The organism is Janthinobacterium sp. P210006, from assembly GCF_036231885.1.
In the GTDB taxonomy this organism is placed as follows: domain Bacteria; phylum Pseudomonadota; class Gammaproteobacteria; order Burkholderiales; family Burkholderiaceae_D; genus Janthinobacterium; species Janthinobacterium violaceinigrum.
This window is the reverse complement of record NZ_JAZARD010000003.1, coordinates 185,976-211,137: the sequence shown is the minus strand read 5'-3', so window position 1 is coordinate 211,137 and position 25,162 is coordinate 185,976. Positions and strand designations below refer to the sequence as shown.

General features: G+C 62.8%; 19 protein-coding genes and 2 riboswitches. Of the genes, 10 read left to right on the top strand and 9 right to left on the bottom strand.

Features of this window, described 5'->3' with window-relative positions; all coding sequences use genetic code 11:
- Positions 1-152: 152 nt before the first annotated feature.
- Together VPH41_RS14930 and VPH41_RS14925 are read right to left on the bottom strand one after the other, a co-directional pair.
- Positions 153-764: a TetR/AcrR family transcriptional regulator gene (locus VPH41_RS14930; protein ID WP_328570625.1), complete on the bottom strand. Its 612-nt coding sequence runs from the start codon at positions 762-764 to the stop codon at positions 153-155.
- Between the two features lie 22 nt (positions 765-786).
- Entirely contained in the window at positions 787-2,004 is a 1,218-nt protein-coding gene (locus tag VPH41_RS14925) for a Bcr/CflA family efflux MFS transporter (protein WP_328570624.1), read from the bottom strand.
- Positions 2,005-2,178: 174 nt separating this feature from the next.
- Here VPH41_RS14925 and VPH41_RS14920 point away from each other — a divergent pair, with 174 nt between their 5' ends.
- A complete protein-coding gene (locus VPH41_RS14920) occupies positions 2,179-2,337 on the top strand; it encodes a hypothetical protein (RefSeq protein ID WP_171985004.1) in 159 nt (52 codons plus the stop codon).
- 184 nt (positions 2,338-2,521) lie between these two features.
- On the opposite strand, the gene gcvP is transcribed toward VPH41_RS14920, so the two are convergent.
- The 3 genes from gcvP to gcvT all read right to left on the bottom strand — a co-directional run bounded on the left by gcvP (position 2,522) and on the right by gcvT (position 7,096).
- Positions 2,522-5,422, bottom strand: a complete 2,901-nt coding sequence (gene gcvP / locus VPH41_RS14915) for an aminomethyl-transferring glycine dehydrogenase (RefSeq protein ID WP_328570623.1) — start codon at positions 5,420-5,422, stop codon at positions 2,522-2,524.
- Positions 5,423-5,523: 101 nt separating this feature from the next.
- Positions 5,524-5,904 (bottom strand): glycine cleavage system protein GcvH, encoded by a 381-nt coding sequence (gene gcvH, locus VPH41_RS14910; RefSeq protein WP_035818129.1) that lies wholly within the window; start codon positions 5,902-5,904, stop codon positions 5,524-5,526.
- A 70-nt stretch (positions 5,905-5,974) separates the two neighbouring features.
- Positions 5,975-7,096 carry a glycine cleavage system aminomethyltransferase GcvT gene (gene gcvT, locus VPH41_RS14905; RefSeq protein ID WP_287773496.1) on the bottom strand — a complete coding sequence of 374 codons (1,122 nt, stop codon included), beginning with the start codon at positions 7,094-7,096 and terminating at the stop codon, positions 5,975-5,977.
- Positions 7,097-7,170: 74 nt separating this feature from the next.
- A riboswitch (glycine riboswitch) is annotated at positions 7,171-7,276 on the bottom strand.
- 28 nt (positions 7,277-7,304) lie between these two features.
- Positions 7,305-7,391, bottom strand: a riboswitch (glycine riboswitch).
- A gap of 169 nt (positions 7,392-7,560) precedes the next feature.
- Between gcvT and VPH41_RS14900 the strand changes: the two genes are divergently transcribed.
- The 7 genes from VPH41_RS14900 to def all read left to right on the top strand — a co-directional run bounded on the left by VPH41_RS14900 (position 7,561) and on the right by def (position 17,639).
- Complete coding sequence (locus VPH41_RS14900; protein WP_226941412.1) at positions 7,561-8,133, top strand: ATP-dependent Clp protease proteolytic subunit; 573 nt, start codon at positions 7,561-7,563, stop codon at positions 8,131-8,133.
- Between the two features lie 155 nt (positions 8,134-8,288).
- Positions 8,289-8,924 (top strand): phosphatase PAP2 family protein, encoded by a 636-nt coding sequence (locus VPH41_RS14895; protein ID WP_287773500.1) that lies wholly within the window; start codon positions 8,289-8,291, stop codon positions 8,922-8,924.
- A 200-nt stretch (positions 8,925-9,124) separates the two neighbouring features.
- Positions 9,125-12,652 carry a chromosome segregation protein SMC gene (smc, locus tag VPH41_RS14890; RefSeq protein WP_328570622.1) on the top strand — a complete coding sequence of 1,176 codons (3,528 nt, stop codon included), beginning with the start codon at positions 9,125-9,127 and terminating at the stop codon, positions 12,650-12,652.
- Entirely contained in the window at positions 12,649-13,821 is a 1,173-nt protein-coding gene (locus VPH41_RS14885; RefSeq protein WP_328570621.1) for a cell division protein ZipA C-terminal FtsZ-binding domain-containing protein, read from the top strand. The genes smc and VPH41_RS14885 overlap by 4 nt, the downstream gene beginning before the upstream one ends.
- Positions 13,822-13,835: 14 nt before the next feature.
- Positions 13,836-16,187 (top strand): NAD-dependent DNA ligase LigA, encoded by a 2,352-nt coding sequence (gene ligA / locus VPH41_RS14880; RefSeq protein WP_328570620.1) that lies wholly within the window; start codon positions 13,836-13,838, stop codon positions 16,185-16,187.
- Positions 16,188-16,212: 25 nt separating this feature from the next.
- Positions 16,213-17,106: a UTP--glucose-1-phosphate uridylyltransferase GalU gene (gene galU, locus VPH41_RS14875; protein WP_328570619.1), complete on the top strand. Its 894-nt coding sequence runs from the start codon at positions 16,213-16,215 to the stop codon at positions 17,104-17,106.
- Positions 17,103-17,639, top strand: a complete 537-nt coding sequence (def, locus tag VPH41_RS14870) for a peptide deformylase (RefSeq protein WP_152255325.1) — start codon at positions 17,103-17,105, stop codon at positions 17,637-17,639. Before galU ends, def begins: the two co-directional genes overlap by 4 nt.
- A gap of 128 nt (positions 17,640-17,767) precedes the next feature.
- Here the strand turns inward: def and VPH41_RS14865 are convergent, their stop codons facing one another.
- The 4 genes from VPH41_RS14865 to map form a co-directional block, all read right to left on the bottom strand.
- Positions 17,768-18,532 carry a flagellar brake protein gene (locus tag VPH41_RS14865; protein WP_328570618.1) on the bottom strand — a complete coding sequence of 255 codons (765 nt, stop codon included), beginning with the start codon at positions 18,530-18,532 and terminating at the stop codon, positions 17,768-17,770.
- A 152-nt stretch (positions 18,533-18,684) separates the two neighbouring features.
- Complete coding sequence (locus VPH41_RS14860) at positions 18,685-19,434, bottom strand: pseudouridine synthase (RefSeq protein WP_034752263.1); 750 nt, start codon at positions 19,432-19,434, stop codon at positions 18,685-18,687.
- 41 nt (positions 19,435-19,475) lie between these two features.
- Positions 19,476-22,043, bottom strand: a complete 2,568-nt coding sequence (locus VPH41_RS14855; protein WP_152283260.1) for a [protein-PII] uridylyltransferase — start codon at positions 22,041-22,043, stop codon at positions 19,476-19,478.
- Between the two features lie 34 nt (positions 22,044-22,077).
- Positions 22,078-22,890, bottom strand: a complete 813-nt coding sequence (gene map / locus VPH41_RS14850; protein WP_035826955.1) for a type I methionyl aminopeptidase — start codon at positions 22,888-22,890, stop codon at positions 22,078-22,080.
- A gap of 403 nt (positions 22,891-23,293) precedes the next feature.
- On the opposite strand from map, the gene rpsB reads away from it, so the two are divergent.
- A complete protein-coding gene (gene rpsB, locus VPH41_RS14845) occupies positions 23,294-24,046 on the top strand; it encodes a 30S ribosomal protein S2 (RefSeq protein ID WP_152283262.1) in 753 nt (250 codons plus the stop codon).
- Positions 24,047-24,204: 158 nt separating this feature from the next.
- Positions 24,205-25,116: a translation elongation factor Ts gene (tsf, locus tag VPH41_RS14840; RefSeq protein WP_086145235.1), complete on the top strand. Its 912-nt coding sequence runs from the start codon at positions 24,205-24,207 to the stop codon at positions 25,114-25,116.
- Positions 25,117-25,162 lie beyond the last annotated feature (46 nt).

Sequence of the window (25,162 nt, the reverse complement as noted above, 5' to 3'; positions counted from 1 at the left end):
CCGATACAAGATCGGCTACTGTCACTAGAACAAGTACCCACGTGGGACTCCGTAAATGAATAATGGGGGCATCTTATGCACGTGCTGCAAGAGTGTCAACTGAAGAAATCTTAGGTTTCCAAAGTGTAATGTGGCTGTGGCAGACCGCATGCTCAGCCAGGTTGCGTGGTCATCGCCAGCGAATCGGACAATATCTGCCACAGCGCCGCATGGCGCTGCTGCAGGGCGGCGCCGCCCGCGTAGATCAGCTCCACGTGCAGGCTGTCGACGATGCCCAGGTAGGCCTGCGCATACAGTGCGATGCGCTGCAGCGGCAGGGCGGGCGCCAGGCGGCCCAGGCTGGCCACGTAATGGCGCTGCAGTTGCGCCAGCAAGGCTTCGTAGCCCGTGCCCACTTCCACGCGCAGGGGGGCGGGCGGCAAATACGCCGTGCGCAGCAAGAAGCGCAGATGGGCCGAATCCGCATAGCGCTGCGCCATGCGGTCGCAATACAGGGCGCCGGCCAGCTGGCCGCCGGGCGCGGGCAGCGCCGCCTCGTCGGCAAAGCAGCCATCCATGAACGCCTGCTCTTCGGCCAGGGCGTCGGCAAACACGTCGAGGAAGAGGGCGTCCTTGCCGGCAAAGTGCGAATACAGCGACGCCTTGCGCATGCCGGCCTGCTCGGCGATGTCGCTGAGGGACGAGGCATCGTAGCCATGTTCCGAAAAGTGCACGACGGCGACGGCACAGATGTTATCGGCCGAGGCCGAGCGTTTTTTCATCATTGGGGTGATAGTGAGTGAGGCGTCAGTGCGCCCCCAGGCTGGTGGCGGGTGCCGGATGGACGCGCGCAGTTGCCAGGGTCAGCCATGATACCAGCAGGCCGGCCGCGGTCAAGAACAGCAGCCAGGGCAGCGGCCCCCTTTCGGACAGGCTGGCCGCCAGCGGCGTGGCCAGCGACGACAAGGTCATCTGGAAGGCACCCAGCAGCGCGGCCGTGGAACCGAGCGCGCGTTGTTGCGAGCCCATGGCCATGGCCATCAGCGCCGCTTCCGCGATGCCCAGGCCGAACAGGGCCACGAACATGCCCGGCACGACGGCGGCGATGTCGGCTCCCGCCCATGCGCCCAGCAGGGCCAGCACGGCGCCGCCCAGCATGGCCATGCTGCCCGCCACGCAGAGGCGCGCCACGCCGTACTGCGCCACCAGGCGGCCGCTGGCCATGGCGCCCAGCAGCACGGCCACGCCCGTGGCGCCGAACACGAGGCCGAAGCTGCCCGCGGACAGGCTGAAATCGCGCTGGTACACGAGCGATGCGCCGCCGATGTACGCAAACAGGAAGAAGAAGCTGGCCGACAGGGCCAGCGCAGGCAGCAGGAAGGCGCGGTCCAGCGCGATGCGCGCATACGTGCGGTGCATGCCGCGCGGCGACACGCGGCGCGCCAGCGGCAGGGTTTCTGGGAGGAACAGCGCGCTGTTGAGCAAGGTCACGGCGCCCAGCGCGGCCAGGGCCAGCATCACGGCGCGCCAGCCGTAATGGGCGTCGAGCAAGCCGCCCACGGCGGGCGCCAGCACGGGCGCCAGGCCCACGATGGTCATCAGGAGGGCAAACAGCTGCGCCGCTTTGACGCCATCGGCCACGTCGCGCACCATGCTCATCACGACCACCAGGGTCAGCGCCGCGCCCAGGCCCTGCAGCAGCCGCGCCAGCAGCAGCATACTCAGCTGGTCCGCCTGCGACGCCCATGCGGCGGCAAGAATGTAGACGGCGAGGCCGGCCAGCAGCGGACGGCGCCGGCCCAGCATGTCAGTCAGGGGGCCGCACAGCAATTGCCCGCCGCCCAGCGCCAGCAGGAAGACGGTCAGGCTCAGCTGCACGTTCGCATACGAGGTGTGCAGTTCGCGCGCCATGGCCGGCATCGAAGCGAGGTACATGTCGATGCCGGCCGGACCGAGCACGGCCACCAGGGCCAGGGAAGCGGCCAGCCCGAGACTGGCGGCGGGGAGAGGGGTTTTCTGCTGCATTGCGATTCCTTCGTGTTGTCAAAAAACCGGCATGGACACTGCCGTCTTTTTTATTGTACACTGGCTACCTACCGATAGGTAGGTAAGTGGATAAGTTGCTCGCTAACTGAAAAGGATGAGGACGATGAGAAAAGAAATAGTGACGGGTGCGCCGCATCCTCGGGGAGAGCCGGCATGACGGAAGTGGGTATTTCGCTCAGCGGCGTGGCCGTGGCCCTGCTGTTTGCCGCCTGGAGTTCGCACCGCGCCCGCTGCGAGCGGCGCGATGTCGTGTTGCTGACGATGCTGGGCACCGCCCTGGGATTGCCGGGCGCGGCCTTGCTGGCGTTGTAGCGTTGTCACGTTGTAGGTCGGATGAGCGGAGCGTCATCCGACATCGCCATCAGCGCCAACCCTGTGTCGGATGACGCGCTTGCGCGCTAATCCGACCTACGTGGATGTGCCGGCATAAAAAAAGGCAGGCCGCGTGGCCTGCCTTCTTGTCGTCGATATGCCCGCCGGAGCGGGCGCCCGGCGCTTACTCTTCTTCGTATGAACTGATCGGCGCGCAGCCGCAGAACAGGTTGCGGTCGCCGTACACGTTGTCGGCGCGGCCGACCGGCGGCCAGTATTTGCGCTGGCGCAGGGAAGCGACGGGGTAGGCCGCGATTTCACGGCTGTACTTGCGTTCCCAGTTGTCCGACATCAATACCTGTGCCGTGTGCGGCGCGTTCCTCAAAGGGTTGTCGTCGTGGTCGAATTCACCGCTGGCGACCTTGGCGATTTCCGCGCGGATGGCGATCATGGCGTCGATGAAGCGGTCGATCTCCACTTTCGATTCGCTTTCCGTCGGCTCGATCATCAGGGTGCCCGGCACGGGGAAGCTCATGGTCGGCGCATGGAAGCCGAAGTCCATCAAACGCTTGGCCACGTCTTCGTTGCTGATGCCGGTGGCGTCCGTGATCGGGCGCAGGTCGAGGATGCACTCGTGGGCGACCAGGCCGTCGTGGCCCGAGTACAGCACGGGGTAGTGCGGCGCCAGGCGGCGCGCGATGTAGTTCGCTGCCAGGATCGCCGTCTCGGTGGCGGCCGTCAAGCCTTCCGCGCCCATCATGGCGATGTACATCCACGAAATCGGCAGGATGCTGGCCGAGCCGAATGGCGCGGCGCTGACGGCGCCGATGCCGGCGGCGTCGCGCTGGTAGCCCGACGAACGCTGGTTCGGCAGGAACTTCGCCAGGTGGGCGCCCACGCCGATCGGGCCCACGCCTGGTCCTCCGCCGCCGTGCGGGATGCAGAAGGTCTTGTGCAGGTTCAGGTGCGACACGTCGCCCCCAAAACTGCCGGGAGCGGCCACGCCCACCAGCGCGTTCATGTTGGCGCCGTCGATGTAGACCTGGCCGCCGTGCGAGTGGATGATCTCGCACAGTTCCTGGATGCCTTCTTCAAACACGCCGTGGGTGGACGGGTAGGTGACCATCACGCAGGCCAGGTTGGCGCTGTGCTTTTCCGCTTTCGCCTTCAGGTCGGCCAGATCCACGTTGCCGTTGGCGTCGCAGCTGGTGACGACCACCTGCATGCCGACCATATTGGCCGAGGCGGGGTTGGTGCCGTGCGCCGACGACGGAATCAGGCAGATGTTGCGGTGGCCTTCGCCGCGCGACTCGTGGTAGGCCTTGATCACCAGCAGACCCGCGTACTCGCCCTGCGAGCCGGCGTTCGGCTGCAGCGAGACGGCCGCGTAGCCCGTCAAGGCGCACAGCATTTCTTCCAGCTGCGCGATCATTTCGCGGTAGCCCACAGTTTGCGCATCGGGCGCGAACGGGTGGATGTTCGAGAACTCGGGCCAGGTGACGGGAATCATTTCGCTCGTCGCGTTCAGCTTCATGGTGCACGAGCCCAGCGGGATCATGGTGCGGTCCAGCGCCAGGTCCTTGTCGGCCAGGCTGCGCAGGTAGCGCAGCATTTCGTGTTCCGAGTGGTAGCTGTTGAAGACGGGGTGGGTCAGGTAGGCGCTCTCGCGCGCCAGCTGCGCCGGTAGGGCGCTGGTCACATTTGCTTCGACGGCGTCCAGGTCAGGCGCGGCAGGCGCGTTGGCCAGGCCGTGCGCGAACACCTTCCACAGCAGGGCGATATCGTCGCGCGTGGTGGTTTCGTCCAGCGACACGCCCACGTGGGTATTGTCGATCTTGCGCAGGTTGACGCCGTGGTGCATGGCCGTCGCATGCAGCTGCGCCGCATCGGCCACGTTGATGGTGAGGGTGTCGAAGTAGCTCGCGTTGACGACGCCATAGCCCAGGGTCTTCAGGTTGGCGGCCAGCACACCCGTAAAGCGGTGCACGCGCTGGGCGATCTGCAGCAGGCCGGCAGGGCCGTGGTAGACGGCGTACATCGAGGCCATCACGGCCAGCAGCACTTGCGCCGTGCAGATGTTCGACGTCGCTTTTTCGCGGCGGATATGCTGTTCGCGCGTTTGCAGGGCCAGGCGGTACGCCTTATTGCCTTGCGCGTCGACGGTCACGCCCACCAGGCGGCCCGACATATTGCGCTTGAATTCATCGCGCGTGGACAGATAGCCCGCGTGCGGGCCGCCGAAACCGAGCGGCACGCCGAAGCGCTGGCTGTTGCCGACGACGACGTCGGCGCCCCATTCGCCCGGAGGCGTGAGCATGGTCAGGGCCAGCAGGTCGGCCGCGACGATGACCATGGCGCCATTCGCGTGCAGCTTTTCCACGCCGGCGCGGTAGTCGCGCACGACGCCGTTCACGCCCGGGTATTGCAGCAGCACGCCGAAGCAGGCGTCCAGCGATTCGATTTCAGCCGGGTCGAAGGTGCGTACTTCGATGCCGATCGGCTGGGCGCGCGTCTGCACCACTTCCAGGGTTTGCGGCAGCACGTCGTTGGCGACATACAGCACGCTCGACTTGGACTTGCCCACGCGCTGGATCAGGGTCATCGCTTCGGCGGCGGCCGTGCCTTCGTCCAGCATCGAGGCGTTCGAGATGCCCATGCCGGTGAGGTCCGTGATCACTTGCTGGAAGTTCAGGATCGCTTCCAGGCGGCCTTGCGAAATCTCTGGCTGGTAAGGCGTGTAGGCCGTGTACCAGGCCGGGTTTTCAAAGATGTTGCGCAGTACGACGCCTGGCGTGAAGGTGTTGTAATAGCCTTGGCCGATCAGGGACTTGAGCACCTGGTTCTTGCCGGCGATGGCTTTCAGGCGCGACAGGGCTTCCTGTTCCGGCATCGGCTGCGAGTAGGCGCCCAGGGGCAGGGCGCCCTTGTTGCGGATGTTGGCCGGGACCAGGGCGTCGATCAGCGCGGCGCGCGATGGATAGCCGAGGGTCGCCAGCATGGCTTGCTGTTCGGTGGAAGAAGGGCCGATGTGGCGGGCGATGAAGGCATCGCGTGCTTCGAGTTGGGTCAGGCTGGTGCGGGTCATGATATAGAGGCCAAAAAAGACTGAAAAACCGGGAGGCGGCGCGCGGGCGCTGCTGGAAAAAAGCAAACGGGCCGCAAACGCGGCCCGTGAGTCAAACGCGATCAGGCGCTGGTGGTGGCGCCATAGGCGGCAGCGTCGAGCAAGCCGTCCAGGGCCGACACGTCGGCTGGCTTGATCTTGAACAGCCAGTTGGCGTAGGCGTCGGCGTTGATCGACTCTGGCGAGTTGACTACGTCGTCGTTGACGGCCACGACTTCGCCGGCGATCGGTGCGTAGATGTCGCTCGCTGCCTTGACCGATTCCACCACGGCGGCGTCGTCGCCGGCGCCGTAGGTGTTGCCCACGGTTGGCAGTTCGACGAAGACGATGTCGCCCAGTGCGTCCTGCGCGTACTCGGTGATGCCGACGGTGATCGTGCCGTCGCCTTCAAGGCGTACCCATTCGTGGGAAGCGGTGTACTTCAGGTCTGCAGGAATGTTCATGTGTGGCTCCAGATGGTAAGTGTTCGTTATTGATTATGGTTGTACGGTCTTGCGGGCGGCTCTAATACGCTTACGCAGCCAGGATTTTACCGTTACGCACGAAAGGCAGCTTGACGACGGATGCGGCCAGCTGCTTGCCGCGGATTTCCACGTGCACAGTGTCGCCCACGGCGACGCCGTTCGGCACGCGCGCCAGGGCAATCGCTTCCTGCATGGTCGGGCTGAAGGTGCCGCTGGTGATTTCGCCCGTGGCGGCGCTGCCGGCGATGATGACTTTTTGATGGGCGCGCAGCACGCCGCCTTTTTCGCGCAGGATCAGGCCGACGAATTGCGCGTTCTGGCCCTTGGCCAGCAGGGCGGCCTTGCCGATGAAATCGCGTTCGCTGACCAGGTCGATGGTCCACGCCAGGCCCGCGTCGAGCGGGTTGACGCTTTCATCCATGTCCTGGCCGTACAGATTCATGCCCGCTTCCAGGCGCAGGGTGTCGCGCGCGCCCAGGCCGGCCGGCTTGACGCCGGCAGCTGCCAGCGCGTTCCACAGCGCTTCCACCTGGGTGGCGGCCACGCCGATCTCAAAGCCGTCTTCGCCCGTGTAGCCGGTGCGCGCCAGCATGACTTCGCCGAAGGGCGTGTCCTTGACGATGACGACGTTGAATGGCTTGATGGCTTCGGACGCCGCTTGCGTCTGCGGCAGCACTTGCCAGACCTTGGCGCGCGCGTTCGGGCCTTGCACGGCTACCAGGGCCATCGGATTGTTGGCATTGCGGCGTTCGGTGATCGTCAGGCCGCTGTTGGTGTTGCTGTTTTGCTGCTGCATCCAGGCCACGTCTTTTTCCGCCGTGCCCGCGTTGACGACGAGGCGGAACCAGTTTTCGTTGAAGAAGTAGACGATCAGGTCATCGATGACGGTGCCTTCGGCATTCAACATGCACGAATACAGTGCCTTGCCCGACACTTGCAGCTTGTCGACGTTATTGGCCAGCAAGCCGCGCAGGAAGGCGCGCACGTTGGGGCCTTCGATATCGACCACGCACATATGGGACACGTCGAACATGCCGGCATCGCGGCGCACGGCATGGTGTTCTTCGATTTGCGAGCCGTAGTTGACGGGCATGTCCCAGCCGCCGAAATCGACCATGCGGGCGCCAAGGGCACGGTGGGCGTTGTTGAGTGGGGTCGCTTTGAGCGTCATGGATTCCTCGGGACGAAGGTAAAGGGGAAGTTAACAGAACACACAATAGCCAAACACGGCTTTCCGGCGTGATCACTGACCCCCCTGTCCTTTGTACCTGAGAGATTACGGGGGCTTGCCCCGTGCGCCCCTTCGGTGGGCCGCCGGCATATGCCGCGGCCGCTCTCCAGAGTTGAGCTGAAACGTGTCGCCAAAGCAACAGCTTCAGTCCGCCTGATCGGTCCTTTTGCCTGAGAGTTTTTGGGTAGTGCCCCTTCGGCGGCAACGCTGGTTTGCCCTCTCCCGATCAAGTGGGAGGAATATATGCCAGCAGGGTGTTTCTGTCAATCTGAAAAGACATTGCCAAATTGCAGCAAAAGCCCCGGTTTACGGGGCTGGGAGGGGCGCTGGCCCGCTGCAAAAGGGCGCCTGGCCGTGCGGGAATGCGCTATGATGAAATCCTGGCTTTCTTGCGGGTGCCTGCCATGAACACTACACAAAGCGAGACGCAAAACAACACCGAGCAGCACGGCTACTTTACCCTCTCGGGCGACGTCAACAGCGATATGGTGCGGCGCGTCTTCAACGCCGTGGCCGACATCACGGACGACAAGCTCACCACCGCGCACATCCTGATCCAGTCCAATGGCGGCTACGTCAGCGACGGCATCTGCCTGTACAACTTCCTCAGTAAGTTGCCGCTCGACATCATTACCTATAACGCAGGCGCCGTCGCGTCCATCGCCGTCACCCTGTTCCTGGCGGGGCGCCACCGCCACGCCAGCGACACGGCCCGCTTCATGGTGCACAAGTCGCATGCGACGGCGTCGCCCGGTTCGCGTCCCGACGCGCTCAGCATCATCGTCGAGGGCTTGCGCGCCGACGACATGCGTACCGAGCGCATCCTGCGCGGCCACGTCAGCCTGACGGAAGAGCAGTGGCAGGTGCATGCGTATTCGGACCTGCACCTGACGGCCGACCAGGCGCTGGAGGTGGGGCTGATCGAATCGATCAGCGACTTTGCGCCGCCCAAGGGCAAGCGCCTGACGAATATCTGACCTGTGGCGCGGGCCTGGCGGCGGCCGGGCCGGTGGGTTGGGGCTGGAAAATTTGTAATGGAATGTAATTCTTCGCTGCAGCACAGCAAAAGCCGCGCGGAACAGGGCCGAGTCGTGGCATAGTGCAAGCTGATCATGAAATAAGTACAGGCGCAATGACTTGGTGGAATGGGATTTCTTTTGCGGCCGATATGTCCGTGATGGGGCCGGCTGGCGTGGCGATTGCCCTGTGGCTGCTCGTCTCGCGCCAGTGGCGCCTGGTGCTCAGCTGGAGCCTGTGGTACGGCGGCGGCCTGGCCCTCGTGGTGCTGTCGAAGCTGGCCTTCATGAGCTGGGGCGTGGGCAGCAGCGCGCTCGATTTTACGGGCTTCAGCGGCCACGCCATGCGGGCCGGCGCCGTGTTTCCCGTGCTGATGTACGTGTTGCTGCAGCGGGCCCCGCCGCGCTGGCGCCATGCCGGCGTGCTCGTGGGCGTGGCGTTTGCCGTGCTGGTGGCCATTTCGCGCGTGGTCGTGCATGCGCACAGCGTGTCGGAAGCCGTCAGCGGCTGCGTGCTGGGCCTGGCGCTGGCGCTGGGCTTCATGTGGAATGCCCGCGGCGCCGTGAATTTTGCCGTCAGCCATGCGCTGGCCCTGGCCAGCCTGGTGCTGATGGTGGCGCTGAGCTTCAAGGCCGAGCCCATGCCGACCGAGCAGTGGCTGCAAAAACTGGCCATGGTGCTGTCCGGCCATGAACGCGTTTTTTCCCGTGACGACTGGAAACTGGCGCAGGATGGCCGCCCAGCCCGTTAAGATGCTGCCGGCCGGCACTCGATGCTGCTGTTTTTTGGCCAGAAAAGCATCAGGAAATGGTATGATGAACCACTCTCTGCGGTGAGTGGCCAGGCCGCCGCCGCAATGGTGATCATGGCGCCCCTGGCGGCCATGAACTGAATATGAACCGGGTTCACCCATAAAACAACCGCCAGCATAGGCCAGGAACTCTAAAACACGTGCGTCTCTCTTCCATCAAGTTGTCGGGATTTAAGTCTTTCGTCGATCCCACCAATTTCCAGGTGCCAGGCCAGCTCGTGGGCGTGGTCGGGCCGAATGGCTGCGGCAAGTCGAACATCATCGACGCCGTGCGCTGGGTGCTGGGCGAATCGAAAGCGTCGGAATTGCGCGGCGAGTCCATGCAGGACGTCATTTTCAACGGCTCCACGCACCGCAAGCCTGCCGGCCGCGCTTCCGTGGAACTGGTGTTCGACAATAACGATGGCAAGGCGTCCGGCCAGTGGGGCCAGTACGCCGAGATCGCCGTCAAGCGCACCCTGACGCGCGACGGCACCTCCACCTACTACATCAACGGCCAGCCCGTGCGCCGGCGCGACATCCAGGACATCTTCCTCGGCACGGGCCTGGGCCCGCGCGCCTACGCCATCATCGGCCAGGGCATGATTTCGCGCATCATCGAGTCGCGCCCCGAAGAATTGCGCGTCTTCCTGGAAGAGGCGGCGGGCGTGTCGAAATACAAGGAACGCCGCCGCGAGACGGAAAACCGCTTGCAGGACACGCGCGAAAACCTGCTGCGCGTGGAAGATATCCTGCGCGAACTGAACGCCAACCTGGAAAAGCTGGAAGCGCAGGCGGCCGTCGCCACCCGTTTCCACGCCTTGCAGGCGGACCAGGAAGAAAAACAGAAACTGTTGTGGCTGCTGCGCAAGAACGAGGCGCAAAACGAGCAGACGCGCTATTTCCGCGAAGTGGAACAGGCGCAGACGGACCTGGAAGAACAGACGGCCAAGCTGCGCAACGTGGAACTGACCCTGGAACAGATGCGCCAGGCGCACTTTGCCGTGGGCGACCGCCTGCATACGGCGCAAGGCCATCTGTACCAGACGAATGCGGAAATCGGCAGCCTGGAAGCGCAGATCAAGTTCGTCATCGAATCTCGCGCGCGCCTGCAGGCGCAACTGGCCACCCTGACGGCCCAGCGCGACCAGTGGAGCAGCCAGGGCGTCGAGTACCAGGAACAGATCGAAGAGGCGGAATTCCACCTCGAAGAGCTGGCCGCCAAGGTGGAACAGTCGCAAATGATGGCCGAACAGAAGGGCGAGCAATTGCCCGAGCTGGACGCCGCCTGGCGCGCCGCGCAAAACAAGAGCACGGAATCGCGCGCGCGGATTATGCAGGCCCAGCAGCAGCTGGAACTGGAATCGGCGCACCAGCGCAACGCATCGAACATCCTGGCCAGCCTGTTGACGCGCCGCGAGCGCCTGCAGCAGGAAAAGAACAGCCTGAGCCTGCCCGACAGCAGTCACCTGGAAAACCTGAAACTGCAACTGGAAGAAAAGCAGCAAACCCTGGAAGAGCAGGGTTTCTACCTGGAAGAAGCGCTGGAACAGCAGCCCAAGCTGGAGCAGGAGCGGGCCGAGGCGCAGGCGCAAGTCAATGCCGAAACGGCTGCCAATGCCCAGCTGGAAGCGCGTCTTTCCGCTTTGAAACAATTGCAGGAACGGGTACAGACCCAGGGCAAGGTTCAGCCATGGCTGAAAAAGCACGAGCTCGACACTTTGCCGCGCCTGTGGCAAAAGCTACAGATCGAAGCGGGCTGGGAAGCGGCCATGGAATCGATCCTGCGCGAGCGCACGTCGGCCCTGCAACTGTCGAACATCGACTGGGCCAAGGCTTTCTTTGCCGACGCGCCGCCTGCCAAGCTGGCCCTGTATGCGCCATCGACCGTGGCGCCGCTGCCCCTGCCGGAAGTGGCGGGCTTGAAACCGTTCCTGAACTTGCTGAAACTCAACGATCCGGGCTTGCGCGGCTTGCTGCAGGATTGGCTGTACAACGCCTACGCCGTGGAAGACGCGGCCGAAGCGCTGGCCGAGCGGACGAAATTGCCGCCGGGCGGCTATTTCGTCACGCGGGCCGGTCACGTGGTCACGGCTACCAGCGTGCGCTTCTATGCGGCCGACTCGGAGCAGGAAGGCATGCTGGGCCGCCAGCAGGAAATCGACAATATCGGCAAGCAGTTGCGCGCCCAGCAATTGCTGGCCGAAGAGGCGCGCGCCCGTTCCGTGCGGGCCGACGCGGCCGTGGGAACCTTGACGCGCAACTTGTCCGACTTGCGCCTGCGCATACAGCAGCTGACCTCGTCCGTGCATACCTTGCAGCTGGACGTGGTGAAACTGTCGGAAGTGGAAGCGCGCTTCAACCAGCGCAGCACGCAGATCGGCGCCGACCTGGCCGAAATCGCCGCGCAGGAAGCGGAACAGATGCAGACCAAGCTGGAATCGGAAGAAAAATTCGAACAGCTGGACATGGAGCTGGGCAACTTGCAGGAAGCGCACGAAGACGGCCATACGGACTTCCTGCAGAAGGAACAACGCCTGGCCGAAGCGCGCGAAGCCTTGCGCGACCTGGAGCGGGCCGCCAAGGATACGGAATACGCGGAAAAAGCCCACCGCGCGAAGATCGAGGAATTGCGCCGTAACATCGCCACGGCCAGTACGCAGGCCCAGCAGGTGACGGCCAGCCTGCAGGCGGGCGAACTGGAACTGGCGAACCTGGAAAGCGGCGCGGCCGCCGACGGCTTGCAGGACTTGCTCGAGCGCCGCACCACGCAGGAGCGGGCGCTGGCCGACGCGCGCCATGAACTGGACCAGATCACGCAGCAGCTGCGCCTGTCCGAGGATGCGCGCACGCAGTCGGAACGCAGCCTGCAGCCGCAGCGCGACAAGATCATGGAAATGCAGCTCAAGGAACAGGCCGCGCGCCTGAACCAGGAACAATTCGCCCAGCAGCTGCTGGAATCGGGCGCCGATGAGGCGGCCCTGACGGAAAAGCTGCACCCGGACATGCGTCCATCGTATCTGCAGGGCGAAGTGACGCGGCTGACGAACGCCATCGCGTCGCTGGGCGCCGTCAACCTGGCCGCGCTGGACGAACTGGCGCAGGCTTCCGAGCGCAAGAATTTCCTCGACGCGCAGAATGCCGACCTGACGGAAGCGATCAACACCCTGGAAGACGCGATCCACAAGATCGACAAGGAAACGCGCGACTTGCTGCAAGACACGTTCGACAAGGTCAACCACCACTTTTCCGAGCTGTTCCCCATCCTGTTCGGCGGCGGCCAGGCCAGGCTGACCATGACGGGCGACGAGATTCTCGATTCCGGTGTACAAGTCATGGCGCAGCCTCCCGGCAAGAAAAATGCCACCATCCACCTGTTATCGGGTGGAGAGAAGGCGCTGACCGCGACCGCATTGGTGTTTTCCATGTTCCGCCTGAATCCGGCGCCGTTCTGTCTGCTCGACGAAGTCGATGCACCGCTGGACGATTCGAACACGGAACGCTTCTGCCGCATGGTCAAGCGCATGTCCGACCAGACCCAATTCCTTTTCATTTCGCATAACAAGATTGCGATGGAAATGGCCCATCAATTGATCGGTGTGACGATGCAGGAGCAGGGCGTATCGCGCATCGTGGCGGTGGACATGGAGTCCGCCGCAAATTTTGCTACCGAGGCACAAGCAGCATGACAGACTTACAAATTACCTTGTTCGGCGCCGGCGGCGTCTTTATCGTCGGTGTTTTCTCGTACAACAAATGGCAGGAATACAAGGCCAAGAAAAGCGTGGAACGCGCCTTTTCCACGGACCACGACGACGTGCTGATGCGCGAGGGCGACGCCCCCGTGGCCGACGTCCAGGAACCCGTCGTGCGCCAGGAACCGCGCTTCGACGCCGCGCCTGCCGTCAAGGCCGAACCGTCGTTCGGCGCGCCGCCAGCGGCGCCCGTGCCCGACGCTCCCGTGCATGCGGAGCCGTCCTTGGATGATGCGGTGGCGCAAGCCGTTCCCGCCGCCGCCCCTGCCGCGCCCGTGCAGGAAGAAGTCAGCGCGGCCAGCGAGCAGGCGACCAGCCTGGTCGACCCGCTGATCGATTGCCTGCTGCCCCTGTCGCTGGAAGCGCCCGTGCGCGGCGACAAGATCCTGCCCGTGCTGCAAACCCTGCGCCTGGTCGGCAACAAGCCCGTGCATTTCATCGGCTTGCATGTGAACGGCGACTGGGAACCGATTACGCATGGCGGTGTCTACACCAAGATGCAGGGTGGCGTGCAGCTGGCCAGCCGCAGCACGGCACTGAATGAACTGGAATACTCGGAACTGGTCACGCGTTTGCGTGGCGTGGCCGACGAGATCGGCGCCGAGCCGGAAGTGCCCGACATGATGGAAGTGATGGCTGAAGCGCGCAATCTGCACCGCTTTGTGGCCGGCCACGATGCCCAGCTGGGCGTCAACCTGCACACGAATGGCGCGCCGTGGGCCATTTCCACCTTGCTGTTCGCGCTGGAAAAACAGGGCTTCGACGTGCGCCCGGATGGCCGTTTCGTCATGCCGGACGGCGATGGCAGCTATCTGTTCTCGCTGTCGACGAATGTCACCCTGGCCGAGGAAACGACGCCCCGCCTGACCCTGCTGCTGGACGTGCCTTGCGTGGCGCCCGCGCGCGACGGTTTCGGCGCCATGGTCGCCTGCGCCAAGGCGCTGGTGGGCCGCCTCGACGCCACCATCGTCGACGATTACAACCAGGCCCTGTCGGACGCGGCGCTGGCCGAGATCGCCGGCCAGGTGCAAGAGTTTTACCAGGAAATGGACGCGGCCGACATTCCGGCCGGTTCCACCCGCGCCCTGCGTTTATTTAGCTGAAGAATCCCGCAACAATGACTGATCCGATCAACCAGGACGCCGCCCAGCGCGTCCTGGCACTCACTGCCGAACTCAATCGGCATCTGCACGCCTACCACGTGCTCGACAATCCCACCATTCCCGACGCCGAGTACGACAAGCTGTTTGTCGAACTGCAGGCGCTGGAAGCGGCCCATCCGGACTTGCGCACGCCAGATTCGCCCACCTTGCGCGTGGGCGCGGCGCCCTTGCCGCAATTCGAGCAAGTCGTGCACACGGTGCCGATGTTGTCCCTGAATAATGGTTTCACCGATGACGACATCGTCAATTTCGACCGTCGCGTGCGCGAAGGCCTGGAACTCGATGGGCACGACGTCGCGTATGCGGCCGAAGTGAAGTTCGACGGCCTGGCCATCAACCTGCGCTATGAGCACGGCCTGTTCGTGCAGGCCGCCACGCGCGGCGACGGCGCCACGGGCGAAGACGTGACGGCGAATATCCGCACCATCGCCGGCATCCCGCTGCGCCTGCAGGGCGACAGGATTCCGGCCTTGCTCGACGTGCGCGGCGAAGTGATGATGTTCAAGGCGGACTTTGCCCGCCTGAACGAACGCCAGCGCGAAGCGGGGCACAAGGAATTCGCCAATCCACGCAACGCGGCGGCGGGCAGCCTGCGCCAGCTTGATTCGCGCATCACGGCGCAGCGCAAGCTGCGCTTCTACGCGTATGGCATCGGCGCCCTCGATGGCGCCGCCATGCCCGTGTCCCATTCGGCCTTGCTGGACTGGTACGACACCCTGGGCATCCCCGTGTCGAAAGAGCGCAAGGTGGTGCAGGGCGCGCAGGGCTTGCTCGATTACTACGCGGACATCGGCGCGCGCCGTCCCGCCTTGCCGTATGAAATCGATGGCGTCGTCTACAAGGTGAACGCGACGGAAGACCAGCAGGAGCTGGGCTTTGTCTCGCGCGCGCCCCGTTTTGCGCTGGCGCACAAGTTCCCCGCCGAAGAAGCGCTGACGGTGGTGCTGGGCATCGACATCCAGGTGGGCCGCACGGGCGCCATGACGCCCGTGGCACGCCTGGCGCCCGTGTCCGTGGGCGGCGTGACGGTGACCAATGCCACCTTGCACAATGAAGATGAGGTGCTGCGCAAGGATGTGCGCGTGGGCGATACCGTCGTCGTGCGGCGCGCCGGCGACGTGATTCCCGAGGTGCTGTCCGTGGTGCTGGAAAAGCGCCCGGAACCGGCGCCGCCGCCGTTCAAGATGCGGGAAAGCTGCCCCGTGTGCGGCTCGCACGTGGTGCGCGAAGAGGGCGAGGCGATTGCGCGCTGCTCGGGCGGCCTGTTCTGCTCGGCGCAGCGCAAGGAAGCGTTCCGCCATTTTGCGGGCCGGCGCATGATGGATATCGAAGGCCTGGGCGAACGGTATATCGATACGCTGGTCGAACTGGAATACGTGCATGGCCTGGCGGATCTGTACAGCCTGACCCTGGATAAATTGCTGGAGATGAAGCTGCGCGCCGACGAGCGCGATGGTTCGACACCGGAAACAGTGCAACAAGGCAAGATCCCCACCAAATGGGCGGAAAACTTGCTGGCCGGTATCGAAGCAAGCAAGCGCCCGCCGCTGGAGCGTTTCCTGTTTGCGCTGGGCATCCGTCACGTGGGCGAATCGACGGCCAAGACCCTGGCCGAATGGCTGGGCAGCTTGGACCATGTGCGTCGGGCGCCGGCAGCCTTGCTGCGCGTGCTGCCCGATATCGGCGGCACGGTGGCCGTATCGATCGCCGATTTCTTTGCCGAGGAAAAGAATCAGCAGGCGCTGCAGGCTTTGCTTGACGCGGGTGTCACGCCGCAGGGCGAACACGCGCCCAGCGCCAAGCTGCGCGCGCAGCTGGAACAGACCAAGCTGCTGGCGGCCATCGGCATTCCCAAGCTGACGGAGCCGCGCAGCAAGCAGCTGGTGGAGCGGGGCGTGACCCTGGCCAGCCTGGCCGCGCAGGGCGCCAGCTTCCATGCCGGCTTGCCCGCCGCCGTGGCCGAGTCGCTGGCGCAATGGCTGGCCGATGAGAGCAATGTCAGGCTGCTTGTCCAACTGGACGCCCTGCGCGATGAATTGCTGTCACAATTGCCTGAAATGCCAGCCGCCGGCGGCAAGCTGGATGGCAAAACCTTCGTCCTGACGGGCACCTTGCCGAATATGAGCCGCGACGAGGCGGCAGAGCTGATCGAAGCGGCCGGTGGCAAGGTCAGCGGCTCGGTGTCAAAGAAGACAGGATATGTCGTGGCCGGCTCTGACGCCGGCAGCAAGCTGGCCAAGGCCCAGGAACTGGGCGTGGCCATACTCGACGAGGCTGGTTTGCTGGCCTTGCTCGCGCAGGATTAATCATTCGAAATATTACAGAAGACCCATGAAAAAAATCAGAAAAGCAGTCTTTCCCGTCGCCGGCCTGGGCAGCCGTTTCTTGCCTGCGACCAAGGCGCAGCCGAAAGAAATGTTGCCCATCGTCGATAAGCCGCTGATCCAGTATGCCGTGGAAGAAGCGGTGGCGGCCGGTATCACGGAAATGATCTTCATCACGGGGCGCAACAAGCGCGCCATCGAAGACCATTTCGATACGGCATATGAGCTGGAGTCGGAGCTGGAAGCGGCCGGCAAGCGCCAGTTGCTCGACATGGTGCAAAACGTCATTCCCAAGCATATCAATTGCATTTACATCCGTCAGTCGGCACCGCTGGGCCTGGGGCATGCCGTGCTGTGCGCCCGTCCCGTGATCGGCGACGAGCCATTTGCCGTCTTGCTGGCCGACGATTTCATGGATGTGGAAGAGGGCGTGCGCCCCGTGCTGGCGCAGATGACCGATGTCTTCCAGTATGAAAATTGCTCGCTGCTGGCCGTGCAGGACGTGCCGCGCGCGGAAACCAAACAGTACGGTATTGTGTCGGCAAAGAATTATCAACCGGATCTGGAGCTGGTCTCGGCCATCGTGGAAAAGCCTGCACCCGAAGAGGCGCCATCGACCCTGGCCGTGGTGGGACGCTATGTGCTGACCAGCCGCATCTTCGGCCACCTGGAAAACCTGGGCACGGGCGCGGGCGGCGAAATCCAGTTGACGGACGGCATCGCCGCCCTGATGCGCGAAGAGCGCGTGCTGGCCTACCGCTACCAGGGGCAGCGTTATGACTGCGGCTCCAAGCTTGGTTATCTGAAGGCAACCACGGCGATGGGCATGAAACATGCGGAAACGGGCGCTGCCTTCCGTACTTATCTGCAAGAACTGCAATCGGCACTGGACGCAAAATGACGGTACGCGAGATTCTGAAGATGGGCGATCCGCGCCTGCTGCGCATGGCCGAGCCCGTACGTGACTTCGACACCCCCGAATTGCATGCCTTGATCGCCGACATGTTCGACACCATGCATGCGGCCAATGGCGCGGGCCTGGCGGCGCCGCAGATCGGCGTCAACCTGCAGCTGGTGATCTACGGCTTCAAGCAGAATCTGCGCTACCCCGATGCGCCGCAAGTGCCGGAAACCGTGCTGATCAACCCTGTGCTGACGCCTTTGTCGGAGCGCAAGGAAGAGGGTTTCGAAGGTTGCCTGTCCGTGCCCGGCCTGCGCGGTAGCGTACCGCGCTGGAGCGAGCTGCACTATGAAGGCGTGGACCAGTTTGGCCAGCCCATCAGCCGCGACTGCGACGGCTTCCATGCCCGCGTGGTGCAGCATGAAGTGGACCACCTGCACGGTATTTTGTATCCGATGCGTATCGTTGATTTTACGCAATTCGGTTACACGGAAGTGATGTTCCCTGATCTGGATCCCAACGACGACGATTGATTGCTGCGTCACCTGGGGTCTGACCCGGCGGGTCAGACCCCAAATGTTGCTGGCGATAGCAGTGAACGAGTACAAAAAATGGCCGCGCAGCATCAGCTGGGCGGCCATTTTTCATGCGTGAAGGGGCGCTAGCGCACCTTGCGGCTGCTGCCCAGGTTATCGAGCAGCATTTTCAACTCGTCCTGCATGGCATCCGTCAGGTTCAGGAAGCGGCAGCCGATCTGCACCTGCTCGCCCAGCAGGAAGGAGCGGAAGGTGCGCGACAGGCGGATTTCCAGGTCGGCGATCATGACCTTGTCCGGTCCCAGCTCCAGGCGCACGCGCGACAGCTTGCGTCCCACGTACAGGCCCACCGTGTCGCGCGGGTGGGCGCGCATGCCGATGCCGCCGGCCGAGAAATCGTACAGCTGCAATTCATACGGCCGGCCTTCGAGCACGAAGGCGGCCAGGTAGTACACGCCCAGCGGCGTTTCCAGGCGCGCCGATTCGCGCCGCTCCAGCACCAGGCAATGACTGGGGAAGTTGGTCAGGTAGACGTTGGGCCGCTCGGGATACGCTTCCCATTCGCCATTGATCGTAAATTGCAGCTTGGCGCTTTGCACCCACGACACAAACGTGGCGCCCCCTTCGGGCAGGGTGGCGCCTTCATTGAGTTCCAGCACGAATTGCGGCAAGTCGTCATCGACGGACAGGATGCGCGCCATGATGACGTCTTCGCCGCCCGTCGGGTAGATGGAAATGGCGTCGCCGTTATCAGCCAGGCTGCACAGGGTTTCGCCGATATCCCACGGGTCGCTCATATGGTGCGGCTTGGTGCCGGGCGCCATCGGCTCGGCCACGTCGGCCAGGCTGGGCGCGCCCTTGCGCAGGGGATTGGGGATGGGATCGTTCACGACAGCGTATCTCTTTTGTTCTAATGGGGAATAGTGTATAGGTTTAAGGCAATATTTACTAAGTAAATCACAATAATTGATTTTATATCACTATATTCCTGTTGCTTATGTAGCCTGGCATGCCACGCGGCATGCCGCCTTGATGCCGTCGCTTAAAACTGTTCGTCCGCGCTCAGGTAGCGCCACTGGCCCGTCGGCAAGTCGCCCAGCTTGACCTTGCCGATGCGCACGCGTTTGAGCCCCAGCACTTTCAGGCCCACGGCTTCACACATGCGGCGGATCTGGCGTTTCTTGCCTTCGCGCAGGGTAAAGCTCAGCTGGTCCTCATTTTGCCAGCGCACCTTGGCCGGCAGCAGCGGCTTGCCGTCGAGCCACAGGCCGTGGTTGAGCTTTTTCAGCTCGCTGTCGGGCAGGGTGCCGCCCTTGGTGTAGCTGACGCGCACCAGGTATTCCTTGTCGATATCGGTATCGTGGCCGATCAGCTGCTTGGCCACGCGCCCATCCTGCGTCAGCACCAGCAAGCCCACGGAATCGATGTCCAGGCGGCCGGCGGCCACCAGGCTGCGCAGCTGCGTGGGGTGGAACTGTTCCGGGCTGCGGTCTTCCGCCCAGCGGTTTTCCGCCTTGATCAGGGCCACGGCAGGCGTGTAGCCGTCTTCGGCCTGGCCGCTGACATAGCCGACGGGTTTGTTGATCAGCACGGTGACGCGCTTCGATTGCTCGGCCGCCGCCTGGCGTTCCACGGTGACGCGCTGGCTCGGGTAGACTTTGCTGCCCAGCTCGGACACCACCTTGCCATCTACGCGGACCCAGCCGCGCGCGATCCATTCATCGGCTTCGCGGCGCGAGCACAGGCCCAGTTCGGACATGCGTTTGGACAAGCGTAATAATTCTTCGGTCATGTTGTTTCAGTTTCAGTAAGGGTAGGCGCTGCGCGGAAAGCTTACACTTTCAGCGCATCGAGTAAATCGGTTTCCAGCAATATCTGGTTGCGGGCATTGTTGAGCGCGGGACCGTCGACGAGGAACACGTCTTCGACCCGCTCGCCCAGGGTCATGATCTTGGCCGTGTGCAGGTTGATGCGGTATTTGGTCAGCACATTGGCGATCGCATACAGCAGGCCCGTGCGGTCGTTGGCGGCCACCGACAGCAGGTAGTACTGGCCTTTTTCGTCGGGCCGCAAGTCCACCGTCGGCTGGAAGGGGAAGGTGCGCGACAGGCGCGACAGCCGTCCCTTGCCCGGCGGCGGCAGCGGCGTTTGCGACTGCAGCAGCTCGCCCAGCTCATGCTCGATCAGGCTGATGATGTCGCGGTAGCTCTTGGCGAAGTTCTGCTCCGTGACGAGGAAGGTGTCGAGCGCATAGCCATTCTTGGTCGTGTGGATCTTCGCGTCGAGGATGCTGAAGTTCTTGCGGTCGAAATAGCTGCAGATGCGCGCGAACAGGTCGGGCTGGTCGGGAATGTACACGGCCACCTGCAAGCCTTCGCCGATGGGCGCCAGCCGGCATTTTACCACCGGCAACTTGCTGTCGAGCTTGTCATACAGCGAGCGCGTCTGCCAGGCGATGTCGGAGGCGTCGTGGCGCAGGAAATACGCCACGTCCAGCTGCTGCCACAGCTTCAGGTGGGCGTCCGGCGGCAAGCCGTACAGGCGCAGGGTGGCCAGCGCTTCCTGCTGGCGGTTCTTCAGTTCGCGGTCGGCCGTGTGCGGCTCGCCGCCCAGCACGCGCAGGGTGATCTTGTACAGGTCTTCCAGCAGCTTGCCCTTCCAGGCATTCCACACTTTCGGGCTGGTGCCGCGGATGTCGGCCACCGTCAGCAGGTACAGGCCCGTCAGGTGGCGCTCGTCCTTGACCACTTTCGCGAACGCGGCGATGACGTCCGGATCGGACAGGTCCTGCTTCTGCGCCACTTGCGACATGGTCAGGTGATTTTCCACCAGGAAAGCTACCAGTTCCGTGTCCTCGGCGGACAAGCCGTGGTCCTGGCAGAACTGGGTGGCGTCGGCCACGCCCAGCTTGGAATGGTCGCCGCCGCGGCCCTTGGCGATGTCGTGGAACAGGGCCGCCACGTACAGCAGCCACGATTGCGAGAAATCGGCCATCAGCTGGCTGCAGAACGGATATTCGTGCGCATGTTCGCTCATGGTGAAGCGGCGCATATTGCGCACCACCATCAAAATATGCTGGTCGACCGTGTACACGTGGAACAGGTCGTGCTGCATCTGGCCCACGATGCGGCGGAAATTCGGCAGGTAGCGCCCCAGGATGCTCATCTCGTTCATGCGACGCAGCGCATGGATGATGCCGACCGGGGCTTGCATGATGCGCAGGAAGAGGGCGCGGTTGACGGGGTCCTGGCGGAAGGCGGCGTCGATCTTGAAGCGCGCGTGCCACAGGGCCCGCGTGGCGCGCGACGTCATGCCCTTCAGGGCGGGGCGTTCCGTCATCAGCACGAAGACTTCCAGCATGGCTGACGGATATTGCTCAAACGTATCGTCGGCGCTGATATCGATCAGGCTGTTGACTTCATTGAAGCGTGCGTTGATGGGCAGGGCCACATCGTCCTGCGGAAACAGGCGCGCTTCGATGTTTTGCAGCAGAATGGTGTTGAGCTGGGTCACCGTCTTGGCGGCCCAGTAATAGCGCTGCATGAGGAATTCGCTGGCGCGGCGCATGTGCGGCCCGCTGCCCGTGGCCTGCAAGCCCAGCGATTCGGCGATGGCCGTCTGCACGTCGAACACGAGGCGGTCTTCGCGCCGGCCCGCATGCAGGTGCAGGCGCACGCGGATATCCTTGAAGGCGCGCTCCTTTTCCATCAGCTGGCGCGCTTCCGTCAGGGTGATCAGGCCGCCCGTGGCCAGGGTGCGCCAGGAATTGGCCAGGCCGGCCGCCTTGGCCACCCACAGGATGACCTGCAGGTCGCGCAAGCCGCCCGGGCTTTCCTTGCAATTCGGTTCCAGGCTGAAAGCCGTGTCTTCGTATTTGGCGTGGCGCTGGCGCATTTCCGCCGTTTTTGCCTGGAAGAATGCCTGCGGGTCCATGGCCGCGTCATAGCGCTGCTGCAATTGCGCGAACAGCTCGGCATTGCCGCACACGAGGCGCGCCTCGAGCAAGCTCGTTTGCACGGTGATGTCGGCCTTCGATTCGACCAGGCATTCGTCCACCGTGCGGATGCTGTGGCCGATTTCCAGGCCCAGGTCCCACAGCAGTTGCACCAGTTCCTCGAGTTTTTCCTGCGTGGCCGCATCGGGCGCCTGCTGCAGCAGGATCAGCAGGTCGACATCGGAATAGGGGAACAGTTCGCCGCGGCCATAGCCGCCCACGCCCACGAGGGCCGTGCCGGGCGGCAAACCTGCCTCCTGCCACGCGCGCGCCAGCACGCCATCGACGCTGTGGCGCAGGCTGCGCAACAGTTTTTCAGGCTTGCCGTCGGCCTGGAAGGCCCCGATGACGACCTGGCGGTCGGCTTTCAGTTGCTGTTTCAGCTGTTCCCGAACTTGCTTTTTCATCTGGGCCCTGGGTGGCGGTGCGTGCGGTGGAGTATCAGGCTTTGTTCAGGATCAGGGCCGGCGGTGGCGGCATGCCGGGCGAGACGGTCAGCACTTCATAGCCCGTTTCCGTCACCAGCACCGTGTGTTCCCATTGCGCCGACAGGCTGCGGTCCTTGGTTTTGATGGTCCAGCCGTCGTTCATTTCGCGGATTTCGCGGCGGCCCGAGTTGATCATCGGTTCCACGGTGAAAATCATGCCCGCTTCCAGGCGTTCCAGGGTGCCAGGTTTGCCGTAATGCAACACTTGCGGTTCTTCATGGAAGACCTTGCCGATGCCGTGGCCGCAGAATTCGCGCACCACGCTGTAGCCGGCTTTTTCCGCATGCTGCTGGATGGCGTGGCCGATATCGCCCAGGTGGGCGCCGGGCTTGATCTGGTCGATGCCCAGCCACATGCATTCATAGGTGATTTCCGACAGGCGCTTGGCCAGGATGGTCGGCGTGCCGACGAGGAACATGCGGCTGTTGTCGCCGTGGTAGCCATCCTTGATGACGGTGATGTCGAGGTTGACGGAGTCGCCGCTTTTCAAGACCTTGTCGCCGGGAATGCCGTGGCAGATGACGTCGTTGACGGACGTGCAGATGGCCTTCGGGTAGGGCGTGTAGCCGGGCGGGCAATAGTTCAGCGGGGCAGGGATGGTGCCTTGCACGTTGACCATGTATTCATGGCACAGGCGGTCCAGTTCGCCCGTCGTGACACCCACCTTGACGAAGGGGGTGATGTAGTCGAGTACTTCGGCGCCGAGCTTGCCGGCAACGCGCATGCCTTCGATGTCGGCGGCGGTATTGATACGGATGGTGGACATGGTGTAATTCGCAATCTGCAAGAATTCGGGGTGAAAAGCACAGACGATTCCTGCGCAAGGGAGGGAAAGTCTGCAAATATGTCGAAATTATAAACGAGGCGCCCTGAATCCGCCGCCTCCTTCCTATGGGCGGGCCGGGTTTTGTGGGGGAAATAGCGATCGGCAAGCGCCGCCGCCGCGCCTTGCACCACGCTGGTGCAAGGGCTGTTTCTGCAGGGCAGGCGATTTGTCGCGCGCACTTGATGCGGCGGGCATTTCGGTGTAGAATCCCGGGTTGCTTGAATTCTCTTTTGAGCAATGCAGTAAAACAGTGTCTTTAATTTTATATAAACACGCGAATCCGGTCGACAAGGGTGCCTGTATGGTGACTGATCGGATTCCAGACCCAACCCTGGAGTTAATAATGTCCGTAACAATGCGCGAAATGCTGGAAGCCGGTGTCCACTTTGGTCACCAAACCCGTTTTTGGAATCCAAAAATGGCGCCGTTCATCTTCGGCCATCGCAACAAGATCCACATCATCAACCTGGAAAAAACCATGGCGATGTACCAGGACGCAATGAAGCACGTGCGTCAACTGGCTGCAAACCGTGGCACCATCCTGATGGTTGGCACCAAGCGTCAAGCTCGCGAAATCATCGCTGCTGAAGCACAACGCGCTGGCGTGCCTTTCGTTGATCAACGTTGGTTGGGCGGTATGCTGACCAACTTCAAAACGATCAAAACCTCGATCAAGCGCCTGAAGGACATGGAAGCGATGATCGAAGACGGTTCGATCGAGAAGCTGTCGAAAAAAGAAGCGCTGATGTTCTCCCGCGAAATGATCAAGCTGCAAAAATCGATCGGCGGCATCAAGGACATGGGCGGCATTCCTGACGCAATCTTCGTTGTGGACGTCGGCTACCACAAAGGTGCGATCACCGAAGCAGCTAAACTGGGTATCCCGGTCATCGGCGTTGTCGATACCAACCACTCCCCAGAAGGCGTGAACTTCGTGATCCCAGGTAACGATGACTCCTCGAAAGCCATCATGTTGTACGCTCGCGGTGTTGCTGACGCAATCATCGAAGGCCGTGCAGCTGCCGGTAACGAAGTTGTTGAAATGGTTAAAGCAGCCGCTGGCGACGAATTCGTCGAAGTAAACGAACAGGCTTAATGGCCAGGCTATCGCAAGATAGCCGTTTGTAAGCACAGCAGTAAGGGAAAAGGGGTGGCAGCAGCTCCCCCTTTTTTTTAACAAAAAAACGATAGTGACCGCTGGCGAGGCATGCATGCCCGGCCGCGACTATCGACTCACCGAATCAGGAGAAACACATGGCAGCGATTACAGCAGCGATGGTAGGCGAATTGCGCGGCAAAACCGACGCACCAATGATGGAATGCAAAAAAGCACTGACCGAAGCCGATGGCGACATGGCTCGTGCGGAAGAGATCCTGCGCGTCAAACTGGGCGGCAAGGCATCGAAAGCATCGGCACGCATCACCGCTGAAGGCGTCGTGGCAACCTACATCGCCAATGGCGTAGGCGCCCTGGTCGAAGTGAACTCGGAAACCGACTTCGTTGCGAAAAACGACGATTTCCTGGCACTGGCCAACAACGCTGCCCGTCTGGTAGCAGAACACAACCCGGCTGACGTAGCTGCCCTGCTGGCCCTGCCACTCGATGGCAAGACCCTGGAAGACGTGCGCGCTGCCCTGATCGGCAAAATCGGCGAAAACATGACCATCCGCCGCTTCCAGCGTTTCGAAACCAGCGCCAAGCTGGCTTCGTACCTGCACGGTTCGCGCATTGGCGTGATCGTCGAATTCGACGGCGCCGATGAGCAAGTGGGCAAAGACGTGGCCATGCACATTGCTGCAATGAAGCCAGTGTCGTTGTCGTCCGAGCAAGTTCCTGCGGAACTGATCGAAAAAGAGCGTTCGGTTGCACAACTGAAAGCCGAAGAAGACGCAGCCAAAGCGGCCGCCGAAGGCAAGCCAGCGCAATCGCCGGAAATCCTGGCCAAGCGCCTGGAAGGTTCCGTACAGAAGTACCTGAAAGAAGTGTCCCTGCTGAACCAGGCTTTCGTGAAAAACGACAAGCTGTCGGTTGAGCAAATGCTGAAGGCGGCTAACACCAGCGTCAAAGGTTTCGCCATGTACGTAGTGGGCGAGGGCATCGAGAAGAAGCAAGACGACTTCGCAGCAGAAGTCGCAGCACAGATGGCTGCCTCCCAGGGAGCGTAAGTAAAGCGGGCCGAGAGGCCCGTTTTTTTGGCCCGCCCGCACCTGT